The sequence below is a fragment of the Pseudoalteromonas phenolica genome, assembly GCF_044788725.1.
In the GTDB taxonomy this organism is placed as follows: Bacteria; Pseudomonadota; Gammaproteobacteria; order Enterobacterales; family Alteromonadaceae; genus Pseudoalteromonas; species Pseudoalteromonas phenolica_C.
In genome coordinates, this window is record NZ_CP173161.1 from 3789408 (window position 1) to 3807763 (window position 18356).

Sequence of the window (18356 nt, forward strand, 5' to 3'; positions counted from 1 at the left end):
GACTTTATATACAAAAAGTGTATTTATCTAACCGTTTTTTTTACGCAAAACCCCTAACAAAAACTGCATCACCGTTTTAATACGATGTGTATCACGAAGCTCAGGGTGAGTAAGCACCCACAGATCTTGAAATGGCGTAAATTCATCAATCACAGGCACCAGCTCTGGGTAATGCTCGGCGATATAGCAGGCACCGCGGATCATGCCCAAGCCCTTTGCAGCCATAGTGTGCCGAGTCACTAAATCTTCAACCAAATAACGCACGGGCAACTCAGCAAAAGGTGTATTTTTCACCCAATCGCTATTCGCACCAGTGATCCAAACCCGCTGCTCAGGCGGTGTATTTGCTAAATACTCTCGCGACGCAAAGTAACCGACTTGAATAGGGAAAACCCGGTGACCCACTAGCTCATCGCCGGGATCGTTCGATACCCGAATAACCACATCGGCCTCACCACTGTCGAGGTTGGCAAAGTCATAAGAAGTAAAAACGGTAAGGCGAATATCGGGATGTTGCTGTTGGAACAGCGCAAGTTCGTCGAGTAATAAAAACTGCAAAATAGCAGGCGGTAAAGACAAACTCACCGCGCCACTTTGCGAAAAATCTTGGCTCGCCAAGGTACGAGCCTGCTCAGCCATCAGGTCTTGCATTTTATGTGCAGTTTGCAGCAAAACTGCGCCATATTCCGTGATTTCTATCCCAGATGCCGTTGTTTCGAACACCTTAAATGGGTGATTTTGATTGATGCTCTGCATGCGCCGAGACACAGTGCTGTGATTCACCCCTAAGCGCTCACCCGCAGCACGTATACTATTGCTTTGCTGCACCGCTAGCAGCAGTCGATAATCGTCCCAGTTTTCCATCTTCTCTCGCCACTATTGGGTAATACCAATCCACAATAATACTCAATCATTTTTAGGGACTAAAACTAACGCTAACTTCGTTGAAAATTTCTTTTTTAGAACAACTAAATAGCAAAATTTCCGCCTCGTTATCGACAAGTTTTCCTTGCCTCAAAATAGCTCGCTTAATTAAGAGTATTGGTATTAAAAACAAAAGCATTATCGACCGGATGTACCGCAAATGCCGCAATGCGCCACCCCTTATCTTGTTTTGATAAGGTATAACTCGCGCCCACTCTGTCGACCACTTCACCTTGTTTGTTGTACCGAATCGCCACATTGCTGGCAAGCGCCATATTATTACTTAATAAATGAATATCGACTTTTTGCCAGTTCACTTTACTTACACCGCGCTTTTTCAGTGAGTCTAAAAACACCTCGATTTGGCTATACAACTGCGCCTCTGTCACTACACTCGGCACCCGCTTATCAGACACCAACATCACCTGCGGATGATACAAACCCGGTGCATGTTGTAACTCGCCAGTCTGAATGTAATGGTTATATTTCGCCATATAATTGACAAACAACTGCTCGATCTCAGCCTCATTTTGCGTTTGAGATGCACTCACACCCGCCACAAAAAACAAAGCCAATACATTGATATAAATAGATAAGTAACGCATTTCAATTTTCCTTCTTATTGCAAACATTTTGATGTTAGCAAAGGAAGCGAGCGTCGTCGTGGAGAGGTTTTAAAAGACAGTGGTGCGGTTTTGCACCACTCATTTGAGTCAATGTAATGATTGAAAATGGATACCGAAACAAGTTCGGTATGACACCTAATGCTTAGATACGCTTTAAGTTTGTTATGAAAACGAATTAGTGCAAACTTTGATTTTGAGCAATTTTCAATCAACATTCACTTGCTTTGAAGCAATCCAATTAATAAATTAAAACTCCCTTTTGACATTTCAAGGATTTGATATGGAAGACCAATTTTCATTATTCGAGGAAGCCCCTCAACCTTTAAGTGCGCGTACTCCAATAGAATCTAATAGACGGTTTTGTAAAGAGCTGGAAGATTCGCTAGTTTCTATTGGTTTTAAAGCAAGTTCTAATACCTTGCCAGAGCCAAACACATTCAATACACGAAACTCATATGAAGATATGTATGGTACAAACAGGCAAAGCTCCTTTTTAGTTAACAGTTCTCACTATGGGCTGATACGTGTCGAAGCTCACAGGCAGGAAAGTTCAGGCTCTGTGGATCAGAAATTCCCATTCTTTTTTAAATCGTTATTAAAAGCACCTGAACATAATTTAGTGATTGTTTTTGATGGCGACGGCTACAAAAAAGAAGCTTATAGATGGTTACTTAATGAAGCTGAAACCGTAAAGGATAAAAAATTCCATGTTTTTGATACTAAAGAAGCGTTTCTGAATTGGCTAAAAAGTTAAAGCTCGTGGGTTAAAAAAGCCCACAACCTCCTAATTAGTGGTTAAACATTTTCTAAATGTGTACCCATAAGTCTTTTTTTGAGTTGAATGCATCACCTCAAATAATTCCACTCCATTCTCTCTACCATAATTAAGCAGCCTATCCTTATCAGCTTGATTCATACGAGAGCCAATATAAAGCCTTTTAATAGCTTTTTTGCAATGAGCGACTTGTTTGCTAGGAGATTCAGCAATAAACCTAAGCTCATTCTCAACAGACCATGGAGAACTAGCTTTAGTTCTAATTGCATTCAACAAGGCAGCATGTGTCTTAGCAGACCCTTCTATGGAATCCATTAATGTATCTTTAAGGGATACAACAGGTAGTAAATTATCGGTAGAGTAATTAATCAAGCTTTTACCCAATATCATTTCAGAGTTCAGCTCTTGAATACTCGAAAATAATATATCTTCATCATATTCAACACAAAATCCCCTAAGACCATTTGCATAATATCCCCATAAAGCCATTCTATTTAATGGCGAAGGATGTTCATGTTCTTCAGCTGCTCTACTACAACTGAAAACACTATACTTTTTCTTTAATAGCTCTAACTCTTCTTCTAACTCAGGTAGTGTCATATGATCAATCAACCACTGCTTGTAACCACCAACTTGCTTTTTTTCCTCATCAATGAATCTTTTAACAACCTCATCTGCAGGTGAGATATTACTCAAAGGCTCTCTTGCAAGTATGTTTTTATGGTATTTGAATAGAACTTCATCGCTTACTTCGGGATCTAAATAAAAGCAACCTTCAAATGGATCGTTTAACCCATCCAAAGATGAAAACCATATATAAGATTGCTCAAGCGCTTCAAAATCTTTTTGCGAACCATGCCTAAATTTAAAAATTCTCACTTTAATCCCGTAAAGTAGTTTAAAACTAAAGAGATGATAACAACTGAGTAATGAAAACAAAAACTAGCTGGTATAGGCAGCACCACCCCCTTTATATCTCACCCGAAAAGTATGCATTGATGAGTAATGTCAGCGCATGGATGCGCTACAAGGTGAGCTAGGCCATGGATGCCGACAGGCAACAACTTCAAGGATGAACTTCTGCAAAACGTCAAATTGAATTGCTTAGCCGCCCCTTGGTTGCCGTCGCCAACGCGACAAAATGCAAAATTGAAGAACCTACTTGAACACCACACTCAAGCTAAATTAGACTCAAACCAACCCCCAACAGCAACTTTGAATGTCCATTGAAAACCGGAGACATTCAAAAATAACACGACATTTTATTACATTTGAACTTTAACCCATTAAATCAGCAATAATTCCGGGCTCTGAAATACCCGCTTCCTTCATTGCATCTATCAAGTTTGTGATTGCGTCATTTTTAGCTTGCTGCAAGCTGCTAACTTGATTCTGATGGCCTTCAATTACCTGCCTTTTTGTCTCTTCATCAGGGTAATTTTCTTCTTTAGCTTTGGCTAGCACTTCTTCGGCTTGTTCGATCATTTCAATGATATTTTCAATCGCTTCGATCATTTGCTTAATGTGCTGAGGTAGATGTTCTGTATCACTTTTTGATTCTTCATCAAGTTTTTTCATTCCCTCCATAGAAATGTGAACGGTATCGCTACCGCTTTCTTTTGCATCTTCACTGTCACCCACTTTGACTTCTTTGTGCTCGCTAACTGCTGCTTTTTCGCTTGCTGGCTGAGTCGGTGATTTGAAATTGATCGGCATCTTATCAATGCTAGCAATATGCATTGCGCTTCCTTAATTAAACAACGGCGTTTATGTATCGGCCACGCAGACGATTACATAAATCAAACAATGCTTTCATGTAAGCATTTTTAAACTAGCAACATAACCTCAAGAAAAGCTTCATAAAAAAGGCACTTTCACGCAATTAAACCGACATTCTTTAACACTACTTTAGCGCTCAAGTTTTTGCTCTATTCGAGCATTCACTTTAGCAATTGGACTGTGCTGACGTCAGGGAGGGCTTAAACAACCGAAATTGTCGGAGAACAAAATGAAATTAATGCGTGTCTTAGTATGTGTTCTAGCTTTGCTTAGCGCACACAGTAAAGCCGATACACTTAAAGTGATGGCTTATAATATTATGCAATTAAACGTGCAGGATTGGGATCAAGCAAATCGTGCAGAGCGTTTACCAAATGTCATTTCTCATTTAAACGATAGCCCTGATGTTATTCTTATCAGCGAAGCGTTTAGCAAAGAATCCGAAGCTGCGTTAGCGCAACTCGCTCAACTTTATCCTTATCAAACTCCCAATGTTGGCCAAGACTGTAGCGGTACTGGCTGGCACAGCTTAACGGGTAACTGCTCAAATAGCCCCTTTGTGATCCGCGGTGGGGTGGTGATTTTATCTAAGTACCCCATCATTAAACAAAAAGCCCATGTGTTTAATAACAGCTTGGCTGATAGCTGGGATTATTTGGCTAACAAAGGGTTCGCTTATGTTGAAATAGAAAAACACGGCAAACGCTATCACCTTATTGGCACGCATTTGCAAGCAACACATGATGGCGACACTGAGGCTGAACATATTGTGCGAATGGGCCAACTACAAGAGATACAAGACTTCATTAAGAGTGAGCAAATTCCGACTTCTGAGCCGGTCATTATCGGCGGCGATATGAACGTTGAGTGGAGTAAACAATCTGAAATTACAGATATGCTCGAAGTGGTTCGCAGTCATCTAATTTTCAACACGCCTGAGGTTGGCTCTTTCTCAGCAAAGCATAATTGGTTTACTAAAGCGAACGCCTACTATTTTGACTACAGCTTAGAGTATAACGACACGCTTGATTATGTACTTTGGCATGCAGATCATAAGCAACCGACCAACACCCCAGAAATGTTAGTACGTTACCCAAAAGCAGAGCGTGACTTTTACTGGCGTTACTTACGCGGAAATTGGAACTTACCCTCAGGCCGTTATTATCATGATGGTTACTACAACGAACTGTCTGATCATTACCCTGTGCAAGTTAACTTTGAATTTTAATAATAACAGGAAGCCCTAAATGGCTTCCTTGTTTGTTCACTTTTACTGTTAGTTAGTCATGTAGTAATTGGCTGTTACCCGCCTCTTTTCATTCTTTGTTTAAATAATTAACCTGAGCTCTGGATAATAAATCTATCTCCAGCGGCTACTTTCAACGTTAACTGCGTTGAATTTACTTGCAATAGGCCAGCTATTGACGCGTAAATTCGCCTTGTTATCGCTAAAAGTCTCCGGCTGCAGACTTGAAAAAGAACTTATAAATTCAATATCAATACGTTAGTAAATCTCTTAACCAAAGCTCAGGTTAATCAGCAACAAACTCAACAACAGGAAGAAGGCGAAGAATAATGAAAATCTTAATGATCACCGGCGACTTTGTAGAAGACTATGAGAACATGGTGCCGTTTCAAGCACTGCAAGCTATGGGCTATCAGGTTGATGCCGTTTGCCCGAATAAGAAAGCAGGCGATGTGATTGCCACGGCTATTCATGATTTTGAAGGACATCAAACTTATACTGAGAAGCCAGGTCATAATTTTACGTTAAACGCTGATTTTGCAGCAGTGCGTGCCGACGATTACGATGGGCTTTACTTACCCGGAGGTCGCGCGCCTGAGTATTTGCGTTTGGATGAAAATGTGATCAGTCTTATCAAAGCATTCTCTGACAATAACAAGCCAATTGCTTCTATCTGCCATGGCCCGCAATTGTTGTCGGCTGCTAATATCATTATTGGTAAGCGTATTTCGGCTTACCCGGCTTGCAAGCCAGAGATTATACTTGCGGGCGCTGAATATGTGTCAGTAGAAATGGATCAGGCAATCACCGACGGTAACTTAGTCACAGCCCCTGCGTGGCCTGCACATCCTGAATTTTTAAAACAGTTTATCGCTCTATTAAACAAAGCATAACCAACGAGGAGCCATCACTATGTGCCAACTTTTTATCGGAGCCGACCAAGATTGTTGGAAGAACATCACACGTTCACTGCGTATTGATGGCGTCACCACTTCAATTCGTCTTGAGCATTTTTTCTGGCGCGTGTTAGAAGAAATCGCCTTTAGAGATGACTTGAGTGTTGGGCAACTAATCACTCGTTTGTATCACGAATCACTCGATGCCGATCATGATATTGGCAACTTCACGTCGTTTTTGCGTGTGTGTTGTGGCCGTTATTTATCATTGGCGGCTGATGGTGAAATAACCCGAGATGCACTTGACCCATTGGTTGAGGTAAATGCAGAAAAGTTACTTGAACGCGAAAAAACGGCAGCTGAAAAACGCAAAGCCCGCTTTGCCAAAAGTGATCCCAACCCGCATTAAAGTTGGTTTGGGTTTACCCCATGCAAACAATTTTAGTAGCGCCAGCTTAGTTTAACCTCCTTCAAACGCGGCACTCACTCCTGAAAGATAAGTCTGCATATACAGGTCAATATGTAGGCACTGCTATGGCGCCAAGAATTGCCCTGAAAAACACACAGAGGAAACCCTATGAAACTCATCAAAATCTTGATGTTACTCATTACCAGCTTGAGCTTATTCAATGCTCAAGCAACACTCACCAAAGTCACAGCACTGCCTAATTCGACGCCCCCTGGCAACATCGCAATCAGCTCCGAAGGCCGAGTGTTTTTTAGTGTGCACGGTTTTTACGGCCATTCAGTGAAAGTCATGGAATTAAAAGTAAATGGCCAAACGGTGCCATACCCGAATGAGGCTTGGGCACACAAACCAAACGAACTTGGTCAAGGTCTTAACGATGTACTAGGTTTAAATGTCGATCGCAGAGGTATTTTATGGTTACTTGATGGTGCGACGCCAACAAGTAACGCGCGTTTAGTCGCTTGGAATACCCGTACTGAGTCTTTGCATAAAATTATTTATCTAGGTTTTCCGATCACTAATAATACAAGCTTCGTTAATGACTTAGCCATTGATTACAGCAACAACGCCATTTATATCACCGATGTTGGCTCAGCAAAAACGTCGGCACTTATCGTGGTCGATCTCACGACGGGCCAAGCTCGCAGGGTACTTGAAGGTAGCAATTACACCACTCCTGAAGATCTCGATATGGTTATTGATGGTCATGTTATCACGCTTGGCGATCAGCCTGCACGTATTGGCGCAAATCCGATTACCATCAGCCCAGATAATCGCTGGGTATATTTTGGCGCGATGAGTGGCTTAAGTCTTTATCGTATTGAAACAAAGTACCTTACAGATAACACGTTGACTAATTCTGAGCTTGAAAGTCATGTCGTTCGCCATGGCAGCAAGCCAATTTCAGATGGTATCACCGTCGATAATGCGGGTAATGTCTATGTGACCTCAATTACCGACAACAGTATTGGCGTAATAAAACCTGATGGTAAGTACTCCACGTTATTTCAAGGTGAGCAATTAAGTTGGCCAGACGGATTTGCAGTTGGTCCAAATAATCAAATCTATTTCACGGTTAATGAATTGCATAAATCACCCGTTTTAAACAAGGGCAAAGATGAAAGCAGCGGGAAGTTCGCGATTTATCGTTTTGACGCCATCACCGAAGCTACGGTTGGACGATAGCAACTGAAATAAACACTGTAGGCGTGGATTTACCCCACGCAAACAACTGCAAAACATGCGCGACATAAAGTCGCGCCTACATTTAACGTGCCCTATTTTAACTATCAATTGAAATGAACACTGTGGGCGTGGGTTTACCCCAAGCAACTGCAAAACAAGCGCGGCATAAAGTCGCGTCTACATTTGGCACGTGCCATTTTGAAACTACCAATTGAAACGAACACTGTAGGCGTGGGTTTACCCCACGCAAACAACTGCAAAACAAGCGCGACATAAAGTCGCGCCTACATTTAGCTCGTGCCATTTTGAAACTATCAATTGAAACGAACACTGTAGGCGTGGGTTTACCCCACGCAGACAACTGTAATAACAAGCGCTACATAAATTCGCGCCTACAAGTGCTCCAAAAAAGCCCAGCTGACTACCTATTTTTCGGCAATCTTGTTAGATCTAATTTCAACACTCTAGACCGTCTTTGGTAGTTATAAAGTGAGCGTTTCTTATCTGGTAAGTCTTCCACCCCCACACAATCAAAGCCTTGTTCTAAAAACCAATGAATACTGCGTGTTGTCAGCGCAAACAAACTCTTATAACCGATGCGCTTGGCTTTATTGATGACCGATCGAAGTAGAATACTGCCACGATCTGCATCACGATACTGCGGATGGACGGCAAGACTGGCAAATTCGCCCATATTCTCTTCGTCAAATGGATAAAGTGCGGCACAAGCGATGATCACGCCATCGCGGTCGATCACGGTAAACTGTTCAATTTCTATTTCTAGTTGCTCACGAGAACGGCGAACCAAGTAACCTTGCTCTTCGAGCGGGCGAATTAAATTGATAATGCCGTTAATGTCGCCAATCGTTGCGCTACGGAGTTGCTCAGAGCTTTGTGGCGCGATTTGCGTACCAATGCCATCGAGAGAGAACAGCTCTTGAAGCAAGGCGCCATCTTCTTCATAACTCATTAGGTGACAACGGTGCACACCGCCACGACATGCGTCAATGGCCGCTTGCAAAAATACCGAGGCACTCATACAGGTAGAGCCTTGTTCACGATGACGCGCTAAGACCTGCTCCGCTTCATTTGGCATTAATTCAGCTAAAGCTTCGCCATTTTCATCTAATATCCCTGCTTCTTTACAAAAGCCCAGCATTTTATCTGCATTGAGTTTGAGCGCGACTTGGGTAGCGATTTCTTCTGCTGTTAAATTAAAACTCTCACCAGTGACCGATGCGGTGATCGGGCCAAGTAATACAATGCTGTTATTGTTCAATTGATGGCGAATACCATCTACGTCAATACGACGTACTTTGCCTGAATGATGATAGTCGACACCATTATCAATACCCAAAGGCTGAGAGATCACAAAGTTACCACTGACAACGTTAAGATTAGAACCCGACATGGGTGTGCTGCTCAACGATTTAGACAAACGCGCGGTGATATCGAGCTGCATAGCACCAGCAACTTGCTTAATGACTTTAAGCGACTCATTGTCGGTCACCCGTACATCATTATGAAACTGGGTAATTATGCTAGCATCACTCAGCGCCTCATTAATTTGAGGTCGCGCGCCAAATACCAATACAATTTTGATACCGAGACTCGTCAGTAGCGCAATATCATTGATGATACTGCGACAGCCAGGCTGATCGATCGCTTCTCCACCGAGCATGATTACGAATGTTTTCCCCCTATGCGCATTTACATAAGGTGTTGATTGACGAAAACCGTCTACGAGTTCAGTTGTACGCACCTGCAGCTTACCTTTGTTCAACATTGAATTGATATTGGCTACAACTCTAAAGAATTATTATGCACAAATAAAGAATTAATATTCTTTATTTGTGCAATTTATAATTTTCTAGCGTATGTTGTTTAGTTGAAGGAAATATTAAAATGAAAACGAGCTTTTTCGTTTTAAGTTTTTGATCAGTTGAATATCAACCCAATGCTGCTTTCCTTCATAGACCCGTTTGCCATTTTTATTGACATGCCAATCACCTCGAATAAAAAAGAAGTATTTTCCATCAGGCGATAATTTAGGTGAGCTTTCTTGTTTTTCTGTATTAATCGTTGCTCCCATGTTTATAACCTTCGACCAAGTGCCATCTTGCCTTTTAAAACTAATATAAAGATCAGATTGCCCAAACCCCCCTGCTCGTTGCACACTCCAAATCAAATAAGATTCGTCAGGTGCTATCATGGAACCCGCTATGTACTCTCCTTGATTCATATCATCTCTTAGCTTTATAGGCTCTTCATACTCCCCGTTGATAAGTCGAGAGTAATACAAAGCGCCAACAACACCTCGCTTTTTATATCCGGTAAAGTAATAAGTGCCACTTGCAGAGACCGATCTGCCATGTGCCATATGTTTTATGAACGCGCCAGGGCTTTTAGGCTCTGACCAGCCACTACCTTGACGCTCACGATACATTTTGCCGATGAACATTTTGCTGCCATCGTAAGAAAACTGCGGCCAACGTAGATCGGTTTCTGACGCCTTTCCCCACTGATTGTTTTCTTTATTGATAACAAAGAAGCCTCGCTTTTTGTCTTCGCCTATGGCTTTGGTGAAGTAAAAAGACTGCATGTCTGGCGTGAATGTACCGCTTTCAAACTCCCCGTTTGGTGAAACAATCTTCGGCTCAAATATTTTAGGCACTAAACCCGGGGGCTGCTCTCCAAAATACGCACTTTCTTTTACATTAGGTTTGTCCTCAGTATGACTCATAGAGCAACCGCTGAGACTGAAAAATAATAGGGTGAGTAAAGTTAAATTCGGCTTCATGATTTGCCCTTAATGGTGATGTAAGAACCAATGACATTAGCAGTTCAAGTACAAAAAGCCTGACGTCTTGATGAATTGTGCCTGATTATCACTATCGTCATCGACTTGTAGATACTTACATCCATGAGGAGCGCTTTTGTGATCACAAGAAGATACTTAGAGTAATGCACAAGTATCTGTATTTATTGGATAAGTTAATTATTTATCACTATCTAACTAAGCGATGGATCGAAGTTTATTAAAGTAAAAGTATCAAAACTTCTTCTAAAATAATTTGCTTATAATTTTTATGAAAACCAACACAGCATTGCGACTTTTTTCGTCAATTCAATTTACTTTCAAATCATTCTTAGTTGATTTCATAAAATTCAAAAAGGGAACAAATTATTGAACATTGTTGATTTGTATAAGGGTTTTATTATTTAATCAGTTATCTTAGTTTGTTTTTTATTCTAACGTTTAGGTATGAATTGAATGGTTTCAAAATCTCGAATAGAAGCATTAAGTGATGCAATCTTTGGATTGGCACTTACTTTTTTAGTTGTGAAAATGGAAATACCTAAAAGCTATGCCGAGTTTGAGAGTATGTCACATGGTTTTATTGGCTTTTTTATCACATTCTTGATGTTGTTCATCATTTGGAATAATCAAGCGAGACTACTAAGCTCTATTGATAAAGTAGACACGCCATTAAAAGCCCTACTTGCATGTTTCTTGTTTACTATCTTGTTTTTTGTGTTTCCGCTGAAGTATATGTTTACTTTGGCACTAGAAACATTTTTTCCGTTTTACCAAAGCACAATAAAAATGGAAGAAACATTAACCTTGAATCAAATCTCTCAACTTATACACATATTCTCATCAACTTTAATGGCTATCTTTGGTTTGTTAATGCTGATGAATATCTACATTTATAAAAACTGCGAGAAGCTTATTCTAACAGTCTCAAAAATATCAATAAAACGTGAAATATTTACTGATTTGGCCATTGTCTTAGTAGCACTGTTATCCCACATTATGGTGTATCTGTTGAGCGCCAACCTGTTATACCTTACAGGCATGGTTTACCTATTAATTTTGCCAAGTCGATGGCTACTTAGTAAGCGCTACAAGGAAAAACCAACATTTTCTCTGAACCCAGCTCTCTAGAAACGTAAGAGCAAATTTAGGTATTGTCAGAAACTGAAGCTTATATTTTAAGCCATTAAAATGCAGTGCTTTTGGGGTCTAAAGAAGCGGGGTAGGTTTTGAGTGAAGTGTGATATCTTTCTTTGAAGATTCAATGGGCTCTAAAACGTAACAGATTGAAGTTTTGGTAGACTAAAAAAGCGGCTTACCAATAAGTTGTGGCCCCGCAATATAGTTTCATACTGAATGGGGCTATAGGGCCAGTCTTTTAGTTTGGAAATTTGAGGTTGGGAAAATATAGTTTCATACTAGACTTATCTAACTACACATCGCAATTCAAACGTAAAATAATAAAGATTCATACTCAAAGGGAAATTGCGGAATATGCTCTTCCCAGGTCCATTACGCCATTCAAGGTCGATTAAGTATTTCAACGATCTTCTATTGCCAAACCCTAGCTCACTTTAGTTTTTTTGCTGTTAGTATCTACCCACAAAGATCCCTTTAATCTTTTCTGCCTAACACTATCAGGAAATAAGGAGTTTAAGCTGTCCCTTTGTTTAGACAGTACCTCCCACTCCTCTTCAATATTAGACAAGCGCCCTGTAGCTGTATCAATTTCGCCAATTTCACATCCGACCCAACGTCTACCTTTTAATTCAGAAACAACAAATGTAGTACCACTACCCCCAAACGGATCCAGAACTAAGTCACCAGGTTCTGTAGACATTTCTATAATTCGGTCTAATAAACTAATCGGTAATTCATTGTGTTTTCGATTCTTGTATTTTTTATGGCGCACAGGATTTATATCTAACCAAACATCCTGCATATTCAAACCATTGGGGTTTAGCTTGCTCTTATATCCACCGTAGCTTTTCAATTCGTGAGCACACTTAGGACATGTTTCTAAAGGAAGTCTATCTGGCTTAAAAGCTTTCGGCTTATTTCCTTTAGTAAAATACAGTAATGAATAATGGGAAGGATACAATTTACCTATAACAGGGAAGCCATAGTTCATCTTCACTGCGATCCAATGCCTAAAGGTCAAAAATTGAGATATATATTGGCTCAGCTTTTGGTTATTTTTGGGTATGTTCCATAGAAATAGACTCCCACCAGGCTTTAAAAGCCTGATGCATTCATCCAACCACTTTTGACACCAGACTTCATATTCATGAGCCAGAAGGTCATCTTTTGATTTCTCATTGTAATTTTTTTTAAGGTTAAATGGTGGATCCGCAAAAATTAAATCATATGTATCGCTTGGTAATTGAGGTAACACTTCCAGACAGCTTGCATGATATAGCTTACCTAATGATGTAGAGAAATCTGGTTTTTTTTCATCAACTCCGAAAGCAGTTTGCATCCCCACATCAAAATCGTCAGCATTCATGGATAGCCACTCCCTAATTTCAGCAGTAAAAATACCCATCTTCATTGCCACTTTATTTCGTTCAACTGGCAAATGTCTCGATAGTTTATAAAATGTATCTGAACTAGGTAGCATATGTTCTTCATCATAATACTTAAGCTCTTCAACCTTTATACCGACACTGACAGATAAACGCTTCAACGATTTAGCATCATTTACTACGCCTATCGCCTGAAAAAAAGATTGTGCCACAGTAAAACCTCCAAACGACCAACTCTTTTCATGATAATAGAACTAATCATCTGGATCCACTCATTTATCACCTCCTTACAAAGCCAACCTCTATCAAAAAGTAATGGATCTAATATTGAATAAAGGCCAATATAATCTTTTCTATGAAAAAAATTATAATTGTCAAAGGCATGCACATACGCAAACAAAATAATTGTTGTTTTAGTTTGTATGGAGAATCTCTATGGAACAAATAGATAAAAAAATCGTAGTAAATCACCTAGAAACTAAATGTGATCGGAGGCTATTTCTATCCATAATCAATCATGGCGGTAAAAAAAATCTAACGGATCCAGAGAGAGAGCGTCTAGAAATACCAGATCCATTTAAACTTCGCTCTAGGGGACTAGGAATAAGCCAACGTGAAGGAAAAAAGCTAGAAAAAACCTACTATGAAATTCTCCGAAACACCCTACCTGCCAACACAATTCATTTAGATGACTCCAATAATAATCAATATTCTTCAGAAAAAGACCTGTTGTTGCGGTGTCAAAAAGGTATAAACAACAACACCTTACTTCTCGAAGCAAGCTTCTCCACAAAAGGTTTCATGCACACTCTTTACGAGAAGCTAGGTGTTGAAACATCGTCAATTCCAAACTTACCAGATCTTGGCTTTATGCGGCCTGACATAATACTGGCATCAGATATTCAACTTTTAACGACTAATGATGAACCTCTTTATGAAGTATTACCTGATGGGGATATCAAGCATATTGAAGCAAATGAAAGTCGCACTTTCTTTATGATAAGTGATGTCAAATTGGCAGACGAAGCTGGCGTAGGACAATTTGCAGAAGCCGCTCTTTATAGTTGGATGCTATCAAATTGGTTGGCATATAATAATTTAGATAAGCGCTATTTAGTTGTCGATACTATAGGTATATGGACAAAACACTCCTACGCGACAGATAAGGCTGATAATTACATATTCAAAGGGGATACTGTTAGAGAAAAGTTAAAGAACTGGATGCAAGAGCTTAGTACTAGAACTTTTGACCAGTATATGCTCCCTTTAAAACGGGTGCTTATTGAAGATATTCCTCGTGTACTGGTTGAAAAGGAAAACTGGCAAGACCTTGAATATCATCTAACTCCAAACTGCGATATATGTGACTATTTGGGCATGATGAGCCAAAAGTATGAAGCTTATAAAAAACAAAAAATACGAAATTTCAGTAAGTTTTGTGCCCATTGCTCATATCAAGAAAAACATTTAAGTATTGTTCCTGGAGTAACTAAAGGCGCACGCAGGGCAATAAATGAGGGGGGAGTACATGCAGCCCAAAACCTCAGTGAATTACCTCTAGAAGCATTCAATACCCATAGCGAACTGAAGAAACAACGACATCGCCTTATAGATAAAGCCAACGCTGTACTACGTCGAACCGAACCAAGCTTTTTCCCCTCTAAAAATATAACGTTAGCCAGAATGCCGAATTTGGGCATCATGTTTCATATTAATTACGATATATCTTACGGGTTAGCAGCTTCATTTTCGGTGCAAGGTGCTTTTTCAGCAATGGCTCCTTGGAATTTACCAAAAGAAAAACGACCGAAAACAAAGTTTTTTGAAAAGGATGTATTTATTGTCCAAGAGATGAAAGAAGACTCAGAACTAACCCAACTAAAATTATTTCTTACAAAGATTGAAGAAATGTTTGATTGGGCATCTGACTCTAAAAACAATGTACATCCCGACTTCGATATGTCTAGCGTCTCAAAACGCCCTACGGTGCAGTTTTACTGTTGGGATCGTTATCAGCTGGAGTTTATGCGAAAAGTTTTATCACGACATTTGAGTGTTCTAGTGTCAGAAAAGTTTTCAAGATCTTTGCTATGGTTATTCTCTCCGGAAGAACTTATTCAAGACCCTGCTTATTTCCGTTCTAATGGACGACAGGGGAAAATGATAGCTCCTTATATTTGTATTCTAAAAGATATCATACAGGAACATGGGAAATGGCCTGTCGAAACAGCTTACCCTTTACTTGTAGTCGCATCGAGAATTGATGAAAGCCTTAAAAGCTCGTATCAAAAGATTGGCTGGTTACACAAGTCGCAGCTTGGTGACTACATCCCACGAGAACGCATATTAGAAATTTGGCTTAAAAGTGTAGCTAAATCAGATGTAAAGCGAAAAGCCTTAAAAAGCCATAAGCATCTTGACTTATCGAATCTAAACCCAGCTACAAAAGCCAAACTAAAAGCATTAGATATGAATAATCTTAAGGAACTCGAGGATAGAGAAAAGGAGAGTTTAGAAAATGCTGTCTTCTCGGCTCTAAAACTAAGTGAAAAAGAAGCGCTCGAAGAACAGCTATTCGAGGAATATGTTGAAAAATATATTTGGGCGGCACAGAAACAAGTCTGGGCTATATCCTCTATGCGAAAATTCATCGGAGCAAATAAGAGCGTAGAAAAGCTTGCTTATGCACCACCAATAATGACTGAAACCATCTTAGAACGCTCACAAGTTTTCGGGAGCGTAAGCATAAAGTCACTGCCAGCAGATAGTCAATTGTGGTCCATCTTTACAATCTTAGATGATCAATTAAGTTTATTGGACTTTAACCAAGAAATCTCCTCTGCTATTCCAGCTCTGGAAAGTAAATTTGCATGCATTTCTGTAACGAAACAAATGACGTCTCAAGAAATCAAGCAACAGGATATAACGCAAAAGCCATTCTTCAAATATTACTGGGTGTCTGAAGACTCCAAAAATAGCAAACTCAGGGATCAGGATAGTTACTTAACTCTACTTCTCCAAGATATGCCTGGGTTCCCTTTTCAGAGACCAATAGATTTACTCCGAGCCAAAGAAGATGAGGGAATTATTGAGCGTTATGAAAACAATTTTCAAAACGAAAAGTTTCAGCTTTACCAGCGGTTTTGTGAGCTCACAAGTATCAGCATTGGGCATTTTGATCGAGTGAATGGTTGGGTTGAAATTAAAATAAACTTGGGCAAACCAATTATTAAAGAACTGCTAAAAGATGGGCTTCTCCATGTAAAAAACAATATCGCAATTGCAAGATCCGCACCGCTGCCACGTAGTCACGTCACCCTAGCTTGCTTAAAAGAAATCAAACACCCAGTAATCGCATTTCCGGATCCAGCATCAAAAACTGCTCTACTAAAAAGCAAACCAGAAAAGCCAAGCCAAAAGCAAATCGTGACAAGAGCTGCCAAAGTAATTTGGCAGGGAGCAACCCTGAACAAATCAGTAAATGAAATTAAAGAATCGCAGCTGACAGAGGCTATATCTTGGGTAAAAAATCAAACAGGCAGATTTCCTCCTAACGATTCTCAAAATAAAGCTATTAGCGCCTCTCTTAAAAATGCATTGAATGTCATTTGGGGGCCACCCGGTACCGGTAAAACAGACACTTCTGTTTATATATTAGGCTCAGAACTAAGAATCTCTCAGGAAAATGAAAAAGGGATACGCATTTTAATCACAGGCCCAACTAAGCGAGCAGTTATAGAGATATTGAATCGCTTACGTCCCGTATTAACAGCCCTAAATCAGGAGAGGCTGAAACTCATTTGCCTCTCCGGAACATCCAGCTTTGATTATGACTTTATATTAAGTGACGAGCTTTGGAGAGGGGTTACCACCAAAGCAGTAGGTCATGGTGTAGGGGAAGTAATAAGCTCTCCTGATATTGAGGGACAATTACAAAAAATTACAGATATTCGAGAATTACTCGAAAGTGCAAAAGGTTCAAACTCATTGATTGTAGTTGCCACTCATCACCATTCTATTTATCCATTGTTAACAGGAATATCCATAAAAGGCAAAGCGCAAGATGCAGAATACCCCTGCCGAGGGGAACTATTTGACTATATCCTAGTTGACGAGTCATCTCAGATCGATGTGCCCAATAGTCTGCCTATATTGAATTCTCTAGATGATGGTGGTTGTATTACATTCGTCGGTGACCACCTACAAATGCCACCAATCCAACAGGCTGAAGCTCCAACGAATGCAAAACATTTAGTCGGTAGTATTCAAAACTATTTACGCGAGCGCCATAAAATTGAGCCTTATAAGTTACTCACTAATTACCGTTCTAACGAAGTGATAGTAAACTTTGGTAAACGCTTAGGCTATCCTGTGGAATTACATGCTGCAAACCCGACGCAACACATAGAAGTTAGTAACTTAACGAGAAATATCTCAAATACATATCTTGAACAACTCCAACCAGATTTACTTGATTCATTGTTTAATCCAGATCACCCTGTCGTCTCTATTCGATATCGTGATGGAATGAGCGGCCAAGCTAATCCTTTTGAAACCATGCTCACTGTTAATATGATTCTAAAGTATTATCAATCTGCATCAGACTTACCAAATTTTGATGAAGCATTTTGGAGGGGAATGGTTGGTGTCGTAACCCCACATAAAGCGCAAAGAGCATTAATAGTTAAAGAGCTCTGTCGTATATTTCCAACAAACCTCCACACCTTAATCGACCAAGCGGTTGATACTGTTGAACGGTTCCAAGGTGGCGAAAGAAACTTAATCATTATTTCCTACGGCGTAGGTGATGAGGATATCATTCGTCAGGAAGAAGAGTTTCTTTTGAACCTAAACCGAACAAATGTATCAATTTCCAGAGCAAAACAACAAGCAGTGCTGATCATGAGTGAAGAATTGTTACAGCATTTAACCGCAGATGAAAGTATTGCAGACCACGCCAAAGCCCTAAAGCGATATGACCACTACTGCAACAAAGAAAAGCAACTTAGGTTAGACTGGCAAGGAAAGCAAAGGGTCATCAATTATCGTTGGCGTGACTAAAGCTAATCCAGCGCCGGCAGCCTATTGAATTTTAGAGCTCCATTGTTTGCTG

At 40.1% G+C, this 18356-nt stretch carries 14 protein-coding genes; 7 read left to right on the plus strand and 7 right to left on the minus strand.

Annotation, left to right across the window (positions count from 1 at the left end; genetic code table 11):
* Nucleotides 1-27 precede the first annotated feature (27 nt).
* Together ACH784_RS17155 and ACH784_RS17160 are read right to left on the minus strand one after the other, a co-directional pair.
* Nucleotides 28-864, minus strand: a complete 837-nt coding sequence (locus ACH784_RS17155) for a LysR family transcriptional regulator (protein WP_404392254.1) — start codon at nt 862-864, stop codon at nt 28-30.
* A 164-nt stretch (nt 865-1028) separates the two neighbouring features.
* A complete protein-coding gene (locus ACH784_RS17160; protein WP_404392256.1) occupies nt 1029-1529 on the minus strand; it encodes a hypothetical protein in 501 nt (166 codons plus the stop codon).
* 301 nt (nt 1530-1830) lie between these two features.
* On the opposite strand from ACH784_RS17160, the gene ACH784_RS17165 reads away from it, so the two are divergent.
* Nucleotides 1831-2304, plus strand: a complete 474-nt coding sequence (locus ACH784_RS17165) for a PD-(D/E)XK nuclease superfamily protein (protein ID WP_404392258.1) — start codon at nt 1831-1833, stop codon at nt 2302-2304.
* 30 nt (nt 2305-2334) lie between these two features.
* On the opposite strand, the gene ACH784_RS17170 is transcribed toward ACH784_RS17165, so the two are convergent.
* Together ACH784_RS17170 and ACH784_RS17175 are read right to left on the minus strand one after the other, a co-directional pair.
* Nucleotides 2335-3204, minus strand: a complete 870-nt coding sequence (locus tag ACH784_RS17170) for a DUF2971 domain-containing protein (protein ID WP_404392260.1) — start codon at nt 3202-3204, stop codon at nt 2335-2337.
* 399 nt (nt 3205-3603) lie between these two features.
* Nucleotides 3604-4065 (minus strand): hypothetical protein, encoded by a 462-nt coding sequence (locus ACH784_RS17175; protein ID WP_404392262.1) that lies wholly within the window; start codon nt 4063-4065, stop codon nt 3604-3606.
* A 268-nt stretch (nt 4066-4333) separates the two neighbouring features.
* Here ACH784_RS17175 and ACH784_RS17180 point away from each other — a divergent pair, with 268 nt between their 5' ends.
* From ACH784_RS17180 to ACH784_RS17195, 4 genes are all read left to right on the plus strand, one after another.
* Nucleotides 4334-5332, plus strand: coding sequence for a sphingomyelin phosphodiesterase (locus ACH784_RS17180; RefSeq protein WP_404392264.1), 999 nt, complete (start codon nt 4334-4336; stop codon nt 5330-5332).
* Between the two features lie 344 nt (nt 5333-5676).
* On the plus strand, nt 5677-6243 hold the full coding sequence (locus ACH784_RS17185; RefSeq protein ID WP_404395305.1) for a DJ-1/PfpI family protein: 567 nt from the start codon (nt 5677-5679) through the stop codon (nt 6241-6243).
* Nucleotides 6244-6262: 19 nt separating this feature from the next.
* Nucleotides 6263-6655 (plus strand): ribbon-helix-helix domain-containing protein, encoded by a 393-nt coding sequence (locus tag ACH784_RS17190; protein WP_404392266.1) that lies wholly within the window; start codon nt 6263-6265, stop codon nt 6653-6655.
* Nucleotides 6656-6823: 168 nt separating this feature from the next.
* Nucleotides 6824-7900 carry an L-dopachrome tautomerase-related protein gene (locus tag ACH784_RS17195; protein WP_404392268.1) on the plus strand — a complete coding sequence of 359 codons (1077 nt, stop codon included), beginning with the start codon at nt 6824-6826 and terminating at the stop codon, nt 7898-7900.
* A 421-nt stretch (nt 7901-8321) separates the two neighbouring features.
* On the opposite strand, the gene argA is transcribed toward ACH784_RS17195, so the two are convergent.
* Nucleotides 8322-9662: an amino-acid N-acetyltransferase gene (gene argA, locus ACH784_RS17200; RefSeq protein ID WP_404392270.1), complete on the minus strand. Its 1341-nt coding sequence runs from the start codon at nt 9660-9662 to the stop codon at nt 8322-8324.
* Nucleotides 9663-9800: 138 nt separating this feature from the next.
* Nucleotides 9801-10643, minus strand: a complete 843-nt coding sequence (locus tag ACH784_RS17205; protein WP_404392272.1) for a hypothetical protein — start codon at nt 10641-10643, stop codon at nt 9801-9803.
* A 531-nt stretch (nt 10644-11174) separates the two neighbouring features.
* On the opposite strand from ACH784_RS17205, the gene ACH784_RS17210 reads away from it, so the two are divergent.
* Nucleotides 11175-11849 carry a TMEM175 family protein gene (locus tag ACH784_RS17210; RefSeq protein ID WP_404392274.1) on the plus strand — a complete coding sequence of 225 codons (675 nt, stop codon included), beginning with the start codon at nt 11175-11177 and terminating at the stop codon, nt 11847-11849.
* A 433-nt stretch (nt 11850-12282) separates the two neighbouring features.
* Here ACH784_RS17210 and ACH784_RS17215 read toward each other — a convergent pair whose 3' ends face one another.
* Entirely contained in the window at nt 12283-13455 is a 1173-nt protein-coding gene (locus ACH784_RS17215; RefSeq protein ID WP_404392276.1) for a DNA-methyltransferase, read from the minus strand.
* A 223-nt stretch (nt 13456-13678) separates the two neighbouring features.
* On the opposite strand from ACH784_RS17215, the gene ACH784_RS17220 reads away from it, so the two are divergent.
* A complete protein-coding gene (locus tag ACH784_RS17220) occupies nt 13679-18304 on the plus strand; it encodes a DEAD/DEAH box helicase (protein WP_404392278.1) in 4626 nt (1541 codons plus the stop codon).
* Nucleotides 18305-18356: the final 52 nt, after the last annotated feature.